We start from the raw sequence: 14,376 nt of genomic DNA, 5'->3' as shown, positions 1-14,376 counted from the left end.
TTGTTACCGGTACCGAGGAAGTTGCTCTGGCTGATCGAACCACCGAGGATCAGGCCGGCGCTCTGGGCGAAACCGACGCTGGCGGTGATCGAGCCGGAGGCCTGCTCTTCGACGCTGTAGTTGACGTCGACCTGGTCGTCGGTGCCCGGCACCGGTGGGGTCTCGACGTTGACTTCCTTGAAGAAGCCCAGGCGCTCCAGACGGGTCTTGGACTGGTCGATCAGGTAGGTCGACGCCCACCCGCCTTCCATCTGGCGCATTTCGCGGCGCAGCACTTCGTCTTCGGTCTTGGTGTTGCCGCGGTAGTTGATGCGGTTGACGTAGGCACGCTTGCCCGGGTCGACCACGAACATGATGTCGACCGTGTGGTCCTGGTCGTTCGGCTGTGGCACGCCGTTGACGTTGGCGAAGGTGTAGCCTTCGTTACCCAGGCGGCGGGTGATCAGCTCGGAGGTGGTGGTCATCACCTTGCGCGAGAATACCTGGCCTGGCTGCACCAGCAGCAGCGACTTGACCTGGTCTTCCGGCACCTTGAGGTCACCGGACAGCTTCACGTCGCGAACGGTGTACTTCTCGCCTTCGTTGATGTTGACGGTGATGTAGACGTGCTTCTTGTCCGGCGTGATGGACACCTGGGTGGAGGCGATGTCCATGTTGATGTAGCCGCGGTCCAGGTAGTAGGAACGCAGGCGCTCCAGGTCACCGGAGAGTTTTTCACGGGCGTACTTGTCATCGTTCTTGAAGAACGACAGCCAGTTGGTGGTCTTCAGCTCGAACAGCTGCCCCAGGGTTTCATCATCGAACACGTTGTTGCCAACGATGTTGATGTGCTGGATGGCGGCGACGGTGCCTTCGTTGATCTTGATCTTCAGCGCCACACGGTTGCGCGGCTGCGGCACCACTTCGGCGTCGACCTCGGCCGAGTAGCGGCCCTGGGCCACGTACTGGCGTTGCAGCTCGTTACGCACACCTTCGAGGGTGGCACGCTGGAAGATTTCGCCCTCGGCCAGGCCCGATTGCTTCAGGCCCTTCATCAGGTCTTCGGTGCTGATCGCCTTGTTGCCTTCGATCTCGATGCTCGACACCGACGGGCGCTCGACCACGTTGATGATCAGCACATTGCCATCGCGGTTCAACTGGATGTCCTGGAAGAACCCGGTCTTGAACAGGGAACGGGTCGAGTCCACCAGGCGGCGGTCATCGGCCTGGTCGCCGACGTTCAGCGGCAGGGCACCGAACACACTGCCGGCGGAAACCCGCTGCAGGCCGTTGACGCGAATATCGGAGATGGTGAAGGACTCGGCGTGAACTTCAGCGATCATCAGTGCGGACATGACCGCAGTTAGCAGCAGACGTTTCATGAAGTCCTTTTATTCCAACTGGCAATAAACAACCTGCCGCCACAAAACGGCAGGTTCGCAATTGAGCGAAGCTTTTATAGTCGACCCAGATCGTTGATCAGGGCGAGCAACATCACCCCTATGACCAAACTGATACCGATCTGGACCCCCCAACCTTGCACCCGATCGGATAGCGGACGACCGCGCGCCCACTCGACCAGGTAAAACAGCAAATGCCCCCCATCCAGTACTGGAATGGGCAGCAGGTTAAGAACCCCCAGGCTTATGCTCAGGTAGGCCAGGAAATTCAGGAAATCCCCCACGCCGGACTGGGCTGAAGCGCCCGCCACTTTAGCAATGGTTATCGGTCCACTCAAGTTTTTTACCGAGAGCTCCCCGAACAGCATTTTCTTCAGCGATTCAAGGGTCAGGACGCTCATGTTCCAGGTGCGCGACAAGCCCTCACCCACCGCATCCAGCGGGCCGTAGCTGACTTCGCGGAGCATGTTGGCAGGCCATTCGCCACCTTTTACCCCGGCACCCAGATAGCCACCAACTGCCTTGCCCTCGCCCTTGCGGGCCAGGGTCACCGGCAGCTCCAGGGCCGTACCGTCGCGCTCCACACGCACCACTACTTTGGCATCTGGGCGGGCGCGAACACTGTCGACTACTTGCTGCCATTCAGTGACGGCCTGGCCATCGACAGCCAGCAACTTGTCACCGGTTTTCAGGCCCGCAGCGGCTGCCGGCCCCTTCGGATCGATCTCGGCAAGCACTGGCGTGATCGCCGGGCGCCAAGGGTGCAGCCCCAGAGACTGGATCGGGTCCGGCTCGTCAGCGCCCTTGAGCCAGCTGTCCAGCTTGACCAGCAGTTGGCGCTCAGCGCTGGCGCCCTCTTCAAGCACGCCAACCTGCAACGTACCGCTCTCACCCAGGCGACGAACCAGTTGCAGATTGACCGCTGACCAACCGTTGGTCGCTTTGCCATCGATAGAAACGATTTCCTGACCTGCGGTCAGACCGGCCGATGCTGCCAGGCTGCCACTATCGACCGCACCGATTACCGGACGGACCTGCTGGGTACCCAGCATCGCCAGCACCCAGAAAAACAGGATAGCCAGCAGAAAGTTGGCAATCGGGCCTGCCGCGACGATCGCGATACGCTGGCGTACCGACTTGCGATTGAACGACTGCCCAGCCAGCGCTGGCGGCACATCGCCTTCGCGCTCGTCGAGCATCTTGACGTAGCCACCCAACGGGATAGCCGCAACCACGAATTCGGTGCCGTGGCGGTCATGCCAGCGCAGCAGCGGCGTGCCGAAGCCCACCGAAAAACGCAACACCTTGACGCCACAGCGGCGCGCCACCCAGAAGTGGCCGAATTCGTGGAAAGTGACCAGCACCCCCAAGGCCACAAGGGTGCCGATAATCATGTAGAGCGCTGTCATGTCCATCTCCGAATGATGTTCAGCGGGCCGGCGTCACGCCCAGCCCCCTCACGAACCGTGGCGAGCCTGCATCAGCGACCGTGACGCCTCAGCCACTCACGGGAAAGCTCCCGGGCACGCTGATCGGCGGCAAACACCGCGTCCAGCGACGGCAGCGGCACGACGGGCTCCTGGTCGAGTACCTGTTCGATCATACCCGCGATCTCCGGGAAGCGGATACGCCGCTCAAGAAATGCCTCGACCGCCACTTCGTTGGCCGCATTGAGCACGGCGGGCGCGCTATTGCCGGCCTCGGCAGCCTGCCGCGCCAGGCGCAGGCAAGGGAAGCGTTGTTCGTCGGGCGCCTGGAAATCCAGACGGGCGATGGCGAACAGGTCCAGCGGCGCGACCCCGGAGTCGATCCGTTCAGGCCAGGCCAAGGCGTTGGCGATCGGTGTGCGCATGTCCGGGTTGCCCAGTTGCGCGAGCACCGACCCGTCCACATAGTCGACCAGCGAGTGGATCACGCTCTGCGGGTGCACCACCACCTCGACCTTGGCCGGCGCAGCATCGAACAGCCAGCAGGCTTCGATCAGTTCGAGCCCCTTGTTCATCATGCTGGCCGAATCCACGGAAATCTTGCGCCCCATGGACCAGTTAGGGTGCGCGCAGGCTTGTTCCGGGGTCACGTCCAACAACGCCTCGACCGGCGTCTCGCGGAACGGACCACCGGAAGCGGTCAGCAGGATCCGGCGCACACCAACGGCACTCAAGCCTCGGGCGTAGTCGCCAGGCATACACTGAAAGATCGCGTTGTGCTCACTGTCGATCGGCAGCAACACGGCGCCACTGCGCCGCACTGCCTCCATGAACAGCGCGCCCGACATCACCAGCGCTTCCTTGTTGGCCAGCAATACCTTCTTGCCAGCCTCGACAGCCGCCAGCGTAGGGCGCAGGCCGGCGGCACCGACAATGGCCGCCATCACTGCATCCACTTCCGCTGCCGACGCCACCTGGCACAGCCCGGCCTCGCCTTCCAGCACCTCGGTGGCGCAGCCGGCTGCAGCCAGGCTTGCGCGCAGCCTTGCGGCTGCCTCGGCGCTCGGCACCACGGCGAACGCCGGGCGATGACGCACGCACAACGCCAACAGCTCGTCGACGCGCGAATAGCCACTGAGGGCAAACGCCTGATAGCGATCAGGGTGCCGCGCGATCACATCCAGCGTGCTCAGGCCGATGGAGCCAGTGGCCCCGAGCACGGTAATACGCTGCGGGCGACTCACATCACACCCCATTCGGCAGCCCACAACAGCACCGCAAAAATCGGGATTGCCGCAGTCAGGCTGTCGATGCGATCAAGCACGCCACCGTGGCCGGGCAGCAGGTTGCTGCTGTCCTTGATGCCGGAGCGGCGCTTGAACATGCTTTCGGTCAGGTCACCGACTACCGAGGCCATGACCAGCAGCGCGGCGCCCAGCAGGCCGAGCAGGACCTGACCAAAGCTCCAGTCGCGGCTGATGCCGACACCCAGGGTAATCAGCAGGCTGACCGCCAGACCACCGTACACGCCCTCCCAGCTCTTGCCCGGGCTGACTTGCGGGGCCAGCTTGCGCTTGCCGAACGCCCGCCCAGAGAAGTACGCGCCAATGTCGGCAGCCCACACCAGCACCATGACCGACAGGATCAACCCGTTGCCCAGCGGCCAGTGCTTGAGCAGCACCAGCCCCTGCCAGGCGGGCAGCAGCACCAGCAGGCCGATCAGCAGCCGGCAGGCAGCACTGGCCCACAGCTCGCTGCTGCGCGGATAGGTCAGCACCAGCCAGGTTGCCAGCCCCCACCAGATCACCGCGGCGCCCAGCACCCAGGGCGCCAGCTCTGGAAGGATGTACAGCAGCATCAGCGCCCCGGCGACCACCGCGGCATAGGCAATACGCAGCGGCTGGGCCATCAGCCCGGCAAGGCGCGCCCACTCCCAGGCACCGAGGGTCACCACGAAGCCAATGAACAGGGCGAAATCGCCACCGTTGAGCAGGAAGAAACCGCCCAGCGCGATCGGCAGCAGGATCAGCGCAGTAATGATGCGTTGTTTAAGCATTAAGCACGAGCTCCAGCCTCGACCTGCTCGCTGGTCTTACCAAAGCGGCGCTGGCGCGAAGCGAAATCGGCCAGGGCATTGCGCATGGCCTCGTGTTTGAAGTCCGGCCAGTACAGGTCGGAGAAATACAACTCGGCATAGGCCAGCTGCCACAGCAGGAAATTACTGATGCGGTGCTCGCCACCGGTGCGGATGCACAAGTCCGGCAATGGCAGCTCGCCGGTTGCCAGGCAGGCCTGCAAAAGGCCTGGGGTGATGTCTTCCGGGCGCAGGTGCCCAGCTTGCACTTCCCGCGCCAGCCGCTGGGCGGCCTGGGCGATGTCCCACTGGCCACCGTAGTTGGCTGCAATCTGCAGGATGAAGCGATTGTTACCGGCGGTCACTGCCTCGGCTTCGCGCATGGCAGCCTGCAGCTCAGGGTGGAAACGCGAACGGTCACCGATGATGCGCAGGCTGATGTTGTTTTCGTTGAGGCGCTTGGCCTCACGGCGCAGGGCCGAGAAAAACAACTCCATCAGCGCACCCACTTCTTCGGCGGGGCGCTGCCAGTTTTCGCTGGAGAAGGCGAACAGGGTCAGCACCTCGACCCCGGACTTGGCACAGACTTCGATGACCGCGCGAACGGCGTCGACACCCGCTTTGTGCCCGGCAACGCCGGGCAGCAGGCGTTTCTTCGCCCAGCGGTTGTTGCCATCCATGATGATCGCGACATGACGCGGCACCGAGGACGGCACCGCTGGCTTGGTCTTTTCCATTAAAAAACCCCGGCCTTAAACGGCCATCAGGTCCTTTTCCTTGGCTTTGAAGGCAGCATCGACTTCGGCAACGAACTTGTCGGTCAGCTTCTGGATCTCATCAGCGGCGCGACGTTCTTCGTCTTCACTGATTTCCTTGTCCTTGGTCAGCTTCTTCAGGTCAGCCAGGGCGTCGCGGCGCACGTTGCGCACAGCTACCTTGGCGTCCTCGGCCACACCGCTGGCCTGCTTGGTGTAGCCCTTGCGGGTTTCCTCGGTCAGGGCCGGCATCGGCACACGAATGGTGGTACCGGCGCTGGATGGGTTCAGGCCCAGGTCGGAGGTAAGGATGGCCTTCTCGATGGCAGCGCTGAGGTTCTTGTCGTGAGCGACGATCTTCAGGGTGCGAGCATCTTCGACGGTGATCGCGGCAACCTGGTTCAGCGGCATTTCGCTGCCCCAGGCAGTGACCTTGACGGTATCCAGGATGCTTGGGTGCGCGCGACCAGTGCGGATTGCCGCCAGGTTGCGGCCCAGGGCCTCGAGGGACTTGGTCATGCGCTCCTGCGCGTCTTTCTTGATGTCGTTGATCATGCTTGGCCTTCCTCGATCAGAGTACCTTCAGCGCCACCCACCACGATGTTCAGCAGGGCGCCAGGCTTGTTCATGTTGAATACCCGCAATGGCATCCCGTGGTCGCGACACAGAACGATTGCAGTCAGGTCCATCACACCCAGCTTGCGATCCAGGACCTCGTCGTAGGTCAGGTGATCGAACTTCTCGGCGTGCGGGTCCTTGAATGGATCGGCAGTGTACACACCATCGACCTTGGTCGCCTTCAGCACCACATCGGCATCGATTTCGATGGCACGCAGGCAGGCTGCGGAGTCGGTGGTGAAGAACGGGTTGCCAGTACCGGCGGAGAAAATTACCACATCCCCGGAGTTGAGGTGGCGAATAGCTTTGCGACGATCGTAATGATCGGTGACACCGACCATGGAAATGGCCGACATGACCAGGGCCGGGATGTTCGAGCGCTCCAGCGCGTCGCGCATGGCCAGGCCGTTCATCACGGTGGCCAGCATGCCCATGTGGTCACCGGTGACACGGTCCATGCCGGCTGCGCTGAGCGCGGCACCGCGGAACAGGTTGCCACCGCCGATCACCAGGCCGACCTGGACACCGATCCCTACCAACTGGCCAACTTCAAGGGCCATACGATCCAGCACTTTCGGGTCGATCCCGAAGTCTTCCGAGCCCATCAGGGCCTCGCCGCTAAGTTTGAGCAAAATGCGTTTATAGCGAGGTTGGCGACCACTCACCTGCTGAGCCATTGCGAGTCTCTCCTGCGGCGTACTTTTAGAAAATTCATGCGGGCTGTTTGCAGCCTGCTAACTGTAGCGTGGCACCGTTTTGGCGCCAGCGGCGGCGGGCCTTATAAACCCTTTGCCGTTTTGACAAAGAGGCTGCGCGCGTGAGCGGGCAGCCTCTTTGGGGCGACAGACGGGGCTGTCTTACTGCTTGGCAGCAGCTACCTGAGCGGCAACTTCAGCAGCGAAGTCGTCGACTGGCTTCTCGATGCCTTCGCCTACTTTGAAGTAGGTGAAGGAAACGATTTCAGCACCGGCTTTCTTGGCCAGTTCGCCAACCTTGACTTCTGGGTTCATGACGAAGGCTTGCTCTTTCAGCGAGGCTTCGGCCTTGAACTTGGTGATACGGCCGTTGATCATGTTTTCAACGATGTTTTCCGGCTTGCCGGCGATCTTGTCGGCGTTCAGCTGCAGGAAGACACCCTTCTCGCGCTCGATGGCCTCGGCGGAGATTTCCGACGAATCCAGGAACTCAGGGTTCGACGCTGCAACGTGCATGGCGATGTTTTTCGCCAGCTCTACGTCACCACCTTTCAGAACGACGACAGCGCCGATCTTGTTGCCGTGCAGGTAGGCACCGACAACGTCACCTTCAACGCGCACCAAGCGACGGATGTTGACGTTCTCGCCGCACTTGGCAACCAGGGCTTCACGAGCAGCTTCACGCGAGGCGATCAGCGGAGCAGCATCGGTCAGCTTCTGGGCGAAGGCTTCTTCGAGGCTTTCGGCAACGAAGTTCTTGAAGTCGTCTTGCAGGGCCAGGAAGTCGGTCTGCGAGTTCACTTCCAGCAGGACGGCGGATTTACCGTCGGTCTTGACGGCGATAGCGCCTTCAGCAGCGACGTTGCCAGCCTTTTTGGCGGCCTTGATGGCGCCCGAGGCACGCATGTCGTCAATGGCTTTTTCGATGTCGCCGCCGGCCTTTTCCAGGGCCTTTTTGCAATCCATCATGCCTTCGCCGGTACGCTCGCGCAGTTCTTTTACCAGCGCTGCAGTAATTGCTGCCATTTCAAAATCCTCTTGGAAAGTTTTTCAACCATTCCACCCGTTGATCACGGGCGTTCAATTCTGCTAATCCGCTGTTTTCATTTCAGCACGCCCATGATGCGGGGCCGATGCTGACAGCAGGATTTCAAGGTGGCAAAAAGGGGGCAGAGCCCCCTTTTTGCGTGCCAAGTAGACGCTAGCGCCTATTACTCAGCAGCAGGTGCAGCCGCTTCTTCAACATAGACTTCGGTGCCGCCAGCAACGTTGTTGCGGCCGCGGATGATGGCGTCAGCCATCGAAGTCATGTACAGCTCGATGGCGCGGATGGCGTCGTCGTTGCCTGGGATGATGTAGTCAACACCTTCCGGGCTGCTGTTGGTATCGACAACGCCGATAACCGGGATGCCCAGCTTGTTTGCTTCGGTGATAGCAATGCGCTCGTGATCAACGTCGATCACGAACAGGGCATCAGGCAGACCGCCCATGTCCTTGATACCACCCAGGCTGCGGTCCAGCTTTTCCAGATCGCGCGAACGCATCAGGGCTTCTTTCTTGGTCAGCTTGGCAAAGGTGCCGTCTTCGGCCTGGGTTTCCAGGTCGCGCAGACGCTTGATCGAAGCGCGGATGGTTTTGTAGTTGGTCAGCATGCCGCCCAACCAGCGGTGATCAACGTATGGCGAACCAGCGCGAGCAGCTTGCTCGGCGACGATCTTGCCGGCGGAACGCTTGGTGCCGACGAACATGATCTTGTTCTTGCCCTGAGCCAGACGCTCTACGAACGCCAGAGCGTCGTTGAACATTGGCAGGGTTTTTTCCAGGTTGATGATGTGGATCTTGTTACGCGCGCCGAAAATGTACTTGCCCATTTTCGGGTTCCAGTAACGGGTCTGGTGGCCGAAGTGCACACCGGCCTTCAGCATATCGCGCATATTGACTTGGGACATGATAGTTCCTTGATAAGTCGGGTTGGGCCTCCACGCGTCCCAATGACCAACCCGCAAATTCGAGAATCCGGGGCACCCAGGTCATCGTGTCGACACGTGTGTGGGTTTAAGCTGACGGGGTCGTCCCCGAAAGCGGCGCATGTTATACCACAGACCGCGAGCGAACGAAACCCGGATGAGGTCGCGTCCGTCAGCGGTTTTTGCAGCGCCCCGTCAAACAGGCCAAAATGCCTCCTGTAGAGAGCAGCATGGCCGCCTTTATCCCGACAGAATGCCGCCCTGCTCTGCTAGAATCCGGCCTTTCCCGTTTGTTCGCGCCGCATGCGGCGCTGTAGAGAGCCTGTAATGACCGTCAACATCAAGACCGCAGAAGACATCGAGAAGATGCGCATCGCCGGCCGCCTGGCCGCCGACGTGCTGGAAATGATCGAGGAACACGTCAAGCCCGGTGTTACCACCGAAGAGCTCGACCGCCTGTGCCATGACTATATCGTCAACGTCCAGCAGGCCATCCCGGCGCCGCTCAACTACAAGGGCTACCCGAAGTCGATCTGCACCTCGATCAACCATGTGGTCTGCCATGGCATCCCCAACGACAAACCGCTCAAGGACGGTGACACGCTGAACATCGACGTCACCGTGATCAAGGACGGCTACCACGGCGATACCAGCCGCATGTTCCACGTCGGTAACGTGCCGGTATGGGCCGAGCGCCTGTCCAAGGTTACCCAGGAGTGCATGTACAAGGCCATCGAGCTGGTCAAGCCGGGCTGCCGCCTGGGCGATATCGGCGAAGTGATCCAGAAGCACGCGGAAAAGAACGGCTTCTCCGTGGTGCGCGAGTTCTGCGGCCACGGCATCGGCAAGGTGTTCCACGAAGAGCCGCAGATCCTGCACTACGGCCGCGCCGGCACCGGCATGGAGCTTAAAGAAGGCATGACCTTCACCATCGAGCCGATGATCAACCAGGGCAAGGCCGACACCAAGGTGCTGGGCGACGGCTGGACTGCCATTACCAAGGATCGCAAGCTTTCAGCCCAGTGGGAGCACACCCTGGTGGTGACCGCGACCGGCTACGAAATCTTCACCCTGCGCAAGGACGACACCATCCCGCGCACTTCGGCCTGACCTCGCCCCCCACAGGCCACCCCACGACAGGAATGTGACGCGATGCCCCAGGTGGATCCCGAGCTGTTCGACCGTGGCCAGTTCCAGGCGGAACTGGCCCTCAAGGCGAGCCCTATCGCCGCCTTCAAGAAAGCCATCCGTCTGGCCGGCGAGGTGCTCGACAAGCGTTTTCGTGCTGGTAGCGAAATCCGCCCACTGATCGAAGCCCGCGCCTGGCTCGTCGACAACATCCTGCAACAGGCGTGGAACCAGTTCGACTGGGGTGACCGGAGCGGCATCGCCCTGGTCGCGGTAGGCGGTTACGGGCGCGGTGAGCTGCACCCGCACTCGGACATCGACCTGCTGATACTGTTGGGCGCTGCCGAGCACGAGCAGTACCGCGACGCTATCGAACGCTTCCTTACCTTGCTGTGGGACATCGGCCTGGAAGTGGGCCAAAGCGTGCGCACCGTCGACGAATGCGCCGAACAGGCCCGCGCCGACCTGACGGTCATCACCAACCTGATGGAAAGCCGCACCATCTGCGGCCCAGAGGCCCTGCGCCAGCGCATGCTGGAGGTGACCAGCACCGCGCACATGTGGCCGAGCAAGGAGTTCTTCCTGGCCAAGCGTGCCGAGCTCAAGGCCCGCCACCACAAGTACAACGATACCGAGTACAACCTGGAACCCAACGTCAAAGGGTCGCCAGGTGGCCTGCGCGACATCCAGACGGTGCTGTGGGTGGCCCGCCGCCAATACGGCACCCTGAACCTGCATGCGCTGGCCGGCGAGGGTTTCTTGCTGGAAAGCGAGAATGAACTGCTGGCCTCGTCCCAGGACTTTTTGTGGAAGGTGCGCTACGCCCTGCACATGCTTGCCGGACGCGCCGAAGACCGCTTGCTGTTCGACCACCAGCGCAGCCTGGCCACACTGCTGGGCTACGGCGACGACAACCCCAAGCGGGCGATCGAGCAGTTCATGCAGCAGTACTACCGGGTGGTGATGAGCATCAGCCAGCTGTGCGACCTGATCGTCCAGCACTTCGAAGAGGTCATCCTCGCCGACGAGGAAAGTGGCAGCACCCAGCCGCTCAATGCGCGCTTCCGCCTGCATGACGGCTATATAGAAGCGGCCAACCCGAACGTGTTCAAGCGCACGCCGTTCGCCATGCTGGAAATTTTCGTGCTCATGGCCCAGCGCCCGGAAATCAAGGGCGTACGTGCCGATACCGTGCGCCTGCTGCGCGAGCACCGGCACCTGATCGACGACACGTTCCGCACCGATATCCGCAACACCAGCCTGTTCATCGAGCTGTTCAAGTGCGAAATCGGCATTCACCGCAACCTGCGGCGGATGAACCGCTACGGCATCCTTGGCCGCTACCTGCCAGAGTTCGGCTTGATCGTCGGGCAGATGCAGCATGACCTGTTCCACATCTACACAGTCGATGCGCACACCCTCAACCTCATCAAGCACCTGCGCAAGCTGCAATACACGCCGGTATCCGAAAAATTTCCGCTGGCCAGCAAGCTCATGGGGCGCCTGCCCAAGCCCGAGCTGATCTACCTGGCCGGCCTGTACCACGACATCGGCAAGGGCCGCCAGGGCGACCACTCGGAAATCGGCGCGGTGGACGCGCAAAAATTCTGCGAGCGCCACCAGTTGCCGGCCTGGGACAGCCGCCTGATCGTCTGGCTGGTGCAAAACCACCTGGTGATGTCGACCACTGCCCAGCGCAAGGACTTGTCCGACCCGCAAGTGATCAATGACTTTGCCCTGCACGTGGGCGACGAGACCCGCCTCGATTACCTGTACGTGCTGACCGTGGCCGATATCAACGCCACCAACCCCAGCCTGTGGAACTCATGGCGGGCCAGCCTGCTGCGCCAGTTGTACACCGAGACCAAGCGCGCCCTGCGTCGCGGCCTGGAAAACCCGCTGGACCGCGAGGAGCAGATTCGCCAGACCCAGTCCTCAGCGCTGGATATCCTGGTGCGCGAGGGCACCGACCCAGACGACGTGGAACAATTGTGGTCGCAGCTGGGTGACGACTACTTCCTCAAGCACAACGCCGCCGATGTGGCCTGGCACACGGATGCAATTCTCCAGCAACCGGCCGATGGTGGGCCGCTGGTACTGATCAAGGAAACCACCCAGCGCGAGTTCGAAGGCGGCACGCAGATCTTCATCTACGCCCCCGACCAGCACGATTTCTTCGCCGTGACGGTGGCGGCCATGTCGCAGCTGAACCTGAACATCCACGATGCGCGCATCATCACGTCGAGCAGCCAGTTCACCCTCGACACCTACATCGTGCTGGACAACGACGGTGGCTCGATCGGCGACAACCCGCAGCGGGTAAAGCAGATTCGCGACGGCCTGACCGAAGCGCTGCGCAACCCCGAGGACTACCCGACCATCATCCAGCGCCGAGTGCCGCGCCAGCTCAAGCACTTCGATTTCCCACCGCAGGTGACCATCCTCAACGATGCCCAGCGGCCAGTGACCATCCTCGAAATTACTGCACCCGACCGCCCTGGTCTGCTGGCCCGGCTGGGGCGGATTTTCCTGGAGTTCGACCTGTCATTGCAGAACGCCAAAATCGCCACCCTCGGCGAGCGGGTGGAAGACGTGTTCTTCATCACCGATGCCGACAACCAGCCGCTGTCGGACCCGCAGCTGTGCAGCCGCCTGCAGGAAGCCATCGTGCAGCAGCTACAGGCCGGCCAAGGTAGCGACACCAGCCCGACCCGCGTGACTTTTTAACGATTAGACGATTGACGAGACCTTGCGCAGATGAACCATGCCTTGACCCAGCTTCAGCCTTACCCGTTCGAAAAGCTCCGCGCCCTGCTGGGCAGCGTGAAGCCTGCGGCGGACAAACGCGCCATCGCCCTGTCGATCGGTGAGCCGAAGCACGAATCGCCGGCGTTCGTCGCCCAGGCCATGGCCGACAACCTCGACAAGCTGGCGGTATACCCCAGCACCCTCGGCTTGCCGGCCCTGCGCCAGGCTATCGGCCAGTGGTGCGAACGGCGCTTTGGCGTACCGGCCGGCTGGCTGGATGCCGACCGCCACATCCTGCCGGTAAACGGCACCCGTGAAGCCCTGTTCGCCTTCACCCAGGCCGTGGTCAACCGTGCCGATGACGGCCTGGTCATCAGCCCCAACCCGTTCTACCAGATCTACGAAGGCGCAGCACTGCTGGCCGGTGCCACCCCGCACTACCTGCCGTGCCTGGAAAGCAACGGCTTCAACCCCGACTTCGACGCCGTCCCGGCCGAGGTATGGAAGCGCTGCCAGGTCCTGTTCCTGTGCTCGCCAGGCAACCCCACCGGCGCGCTGGTGCCGATGGACACCCTGAAAAAGCTGATTGCACTGGCCGATGAGCACGACTTCGTGATTGCGGCCGACGAATGCTACAGCGAGCTGTACTTCGATGAGGACGCACCGCCACCGGGCCTGCTGACCGCCTGCGCCGAACTGGGCCGCAGTGACTTCAAGCGCTGCGTGGTGTTCCACAGCCTGTCCAAGCGCTCCAACCTGCCGGGCCTGCGCTCGGGCTTCGTCGCTGGCGATGCCGAGATCATCAAGCCGTTCCTGCTGTATCGGACCTACCACGGCTGTGCCATGCCCGTGCAGACCCAACTGGCCAGCGTCGCCGCCTGGCAGGACGAGGCACATGTGCGCGCCAACCGCGACCAGTACCGAGCCAAGTACGATGCCGTGCTGGATATCCTGCAACCGGTGCTCGACGTACAACGCCCGGACGGCAGCTTCTACCTGTGGGCCAAGGTGCCGGGCAACGACGATGCCGCCTTCACCCGTGACCTGTTCGAAGCCGAACACGTGACCGTGGTGCCGGGTTCGTACCTGTCCCGCGAAGTCGACGGCGTGAACCCCGGCAGCGGGCGTGTGCGCATGGCCCTGGTTGCCCCCCTGGCCGAGTGCATCGAGGCGGCGGAGCGTATTCGCGCGTTCTTGCAAAAGCGCTGAACCGTCCTGAAAACCTTGCCGACCGGCAGGGCAGATCGACGCCGTCGAATTGCCCTACCGGCCAGGCTGAATACGCCAATATCGCCCCAATCACCCCGACCTTAAGGTTAAGCCTCCTCCACCGCAGACGAGGCAACACCCATGACCCAAATCAGCAGCGATATATGTCAGGATGCCAAAAGCTGGCTCCTCGAAATGGATGACAACGGCGACGGCAAGGTTTCGCTGGAAGAATTCAAGAAGCGCTTCGACAACTTGCACAGTAGCGATGAGAGGGATGCCATCCTGGCACTGATGGATGTGAACGGCGACGGTTTCATCGAGGTGGGCGAAACCCTGCTGCGCCTCGATGGCTCCCCTGCCTGCAAGTAAGCCA

Annotated in this window: 13 protein-coding genes; 4 read left to right on the top strand and 9 right to left on the bottom strand. The window is 62.0% G+C overall.

Going from position 1 to position 14,376, the window contains the following annotated elements:
• From bamA to rpsB, 9 genes are all read right to left on the bottom strand, one after another.
• Nucleotides 1–1,361 (bottom strand): outer membrane protein assembly factor BamA (bamA, locus tag DM807_RS01820; protein ID WP_179026999.1); only part of this gene is annotated, 1,361 nt, incomplete at its 3' end.
• 74 nt (nucleotides 1,362–1,435) lie between these two features.
• On the bottom strand, nucleotides 1,436–2,788 hold the full coding sequence (gene rseP / locus DM807_RS01815) for an RIP metalloprotease RseP (protein ID WP_179026998.1): 1,353 nt from the start codon (nucleotides 2,786–2,788) through the stop codon (nucleotides 1,436–1,438).
• Between the two features lie 71 nt (nucleotides 2,789–2,859).
• Complete coding sequence (ispC, locus tag DM807_RS01810; protein ID WP_012270840.1) at nucleotides 2,860–4,050, bottom strand: 1-deoxy-D-xylulose-5-phosphate reductoisomerase; 1,191 nt, start codon at nucleotides 4,048–4,050, stop codon at nucleotides 2,860–2,862.
• A complete protein-coding gene (locus DM807_RS01805) occupies nucleotides 4,047–4,862 on the bottom strand; it encodes a phosphatidate cytidylyltransferase (RefSeq protein ID WP_012270839.1) in 816 nt (271 codons plus the stop codon). The genes ispC and DM807_RS01805 overlap by 4 nt, the downstream gene beginning before the upstream one ends.
• On the bottom strand, nucleotides 4,862–5,617 hold the full coding sequence (gene uppS / locus DM807_RS01800; protein WP_012270838.1) for a polyprenyl diphosphate synthase: 756 nt from the start codon (nucleotides 5,615–5,617) through the stop codon (nucleotides 4,862–4,864). The genes DM807_RS01805 and uppS overlap by 1 nt, the downstream gene beginning before the upstream one ends.
• 15 nt (nucleotides 5,618–5,632) lie before the next feature.
• On the bottom strand, nucleotides 5,633–6,190 hold the full coding sequence (frr, locus tag DM807_RS01795; RefSeq protein WP_012270837.1) for a ribosome recycling factor: 558 nt from the start codon (nucleotides 6,188–6,190) through the stop codon (nucleotides 5,633–5,635).
• Entirely contained in the window at nucleotides 6,187–6,930 is a 744-nt protein-coding gene (pyrH, locus tag DM807_RS01790) for a UMP kinase (protein WP_012270836.1), read from the bottom strand. Before pyrH ends, frr begins: the two co-directional genes overlap by 4 nt.
• Before the next feature lie 180 nt (nucleotides 6,931–7,110).
• The gene (gene tsf / locus DM807_RS01785; protein ID WP_012270835.1) at nucleotides 7,111–7,974 is read right to left on the bottom strand and encodes a translation elongation factor Ts; all 864 of its coding nucleotides are present in this window, start codon (nucleotides 7,972–7,974) and stop codon (nucleotides 7,111–7,113) included.
• 185 nt (nucleotides 7,975–8,159) lie between these two features.
• On the bottom strand, nucleotides 8,160–8,897 hold the full coding sequence (rpsB, locus tag DM807_RS01780) for a 30S ribosomal protein S2 (protein WP_012270834.1): 738 nt from the start codon (nucleotides 8,895–8,897) through the stop codon (nucleotides 8,160–8,162).
• Nucleotides 8,898–9,242: 345 nt separating this feature from the next.
• On the opposite strand from rpsB, the gene map reads away from it, so the two are divergent.
• The 4 genes from map (at nucleotide 9,243) to DM807_RS01760 (ending at nucleotide 14,372) form a co-directional block, all read left to right on the top strand.
• On the top strand, nucleotides 9,243–10,025 hold the full coding sequence (gene map / locus DM807_RS01775) for a type I methionyl aminopeptidase (protein ID WP_012270833.1): 783 nt from the start codon (nucleotides 9,243–9,245) through the stop codon (nucleotides 10,023–10,025).
• Nucleotides 10,026–10,067: 42 nt separating this feature from the next.
• Nucleotides 10,068–12,770 carry a [protein-PII] uridylyltransferase gene (locus DM807_RS01770; RefSeq protein ID WP_179026997.1) on the top strand — a complete coding sequence of 901 codons (2,703 nt, stop codon included), beginning with the start codon at nucleotides 10,068–10,070 and terminating at the stop codon, nucleotides 12,768–12,770.
• A gap of 30 nt (nucleotides 12,771–12,800) precedes the next feature.
• Nucleotides 12,801–14,000 (top strand): succinyldiaminopimelate transaminase, encoded by a 1,200-nt coding sequence (gene dapC / locus DM807_RS01765; protein ID WP_012270831.1) that lies wholly within the window; start codon nucleotides 12,801–12,803, stop codon nucleotides 13,998–14,000.
• A gap of 141 nt (nucleotides 14,001–14,141) precedes the next feature.
• Entirely contained in the window at nucleotides 14,142–14,372 is a 231-nt protein-coding gene (locus DM807_RS01760) for an EF-hand domain-containing protein (RefSeq protein ID WP_060492668.1), read from the top strand.
• Nucleotides 14,373–14,376 lie beyond the last annotated feature (4 nt).

The organism is Pseudomonas hunanensis (assembly GCF_013393325.1).
GTDB classification, from domain to species: Bacteria; Pseudomonadota; Gammaproteobacteria; order Pseudomonadales; family Pseudomonadaceae; genus Aquipseudomonas; species Aquipseudomonas putida_P.
The sequence above is the reverse complement of the archived record's forward strand: the minus strand, read 5'-3'. Positions and strand labels throughout refer to the sequence as shown.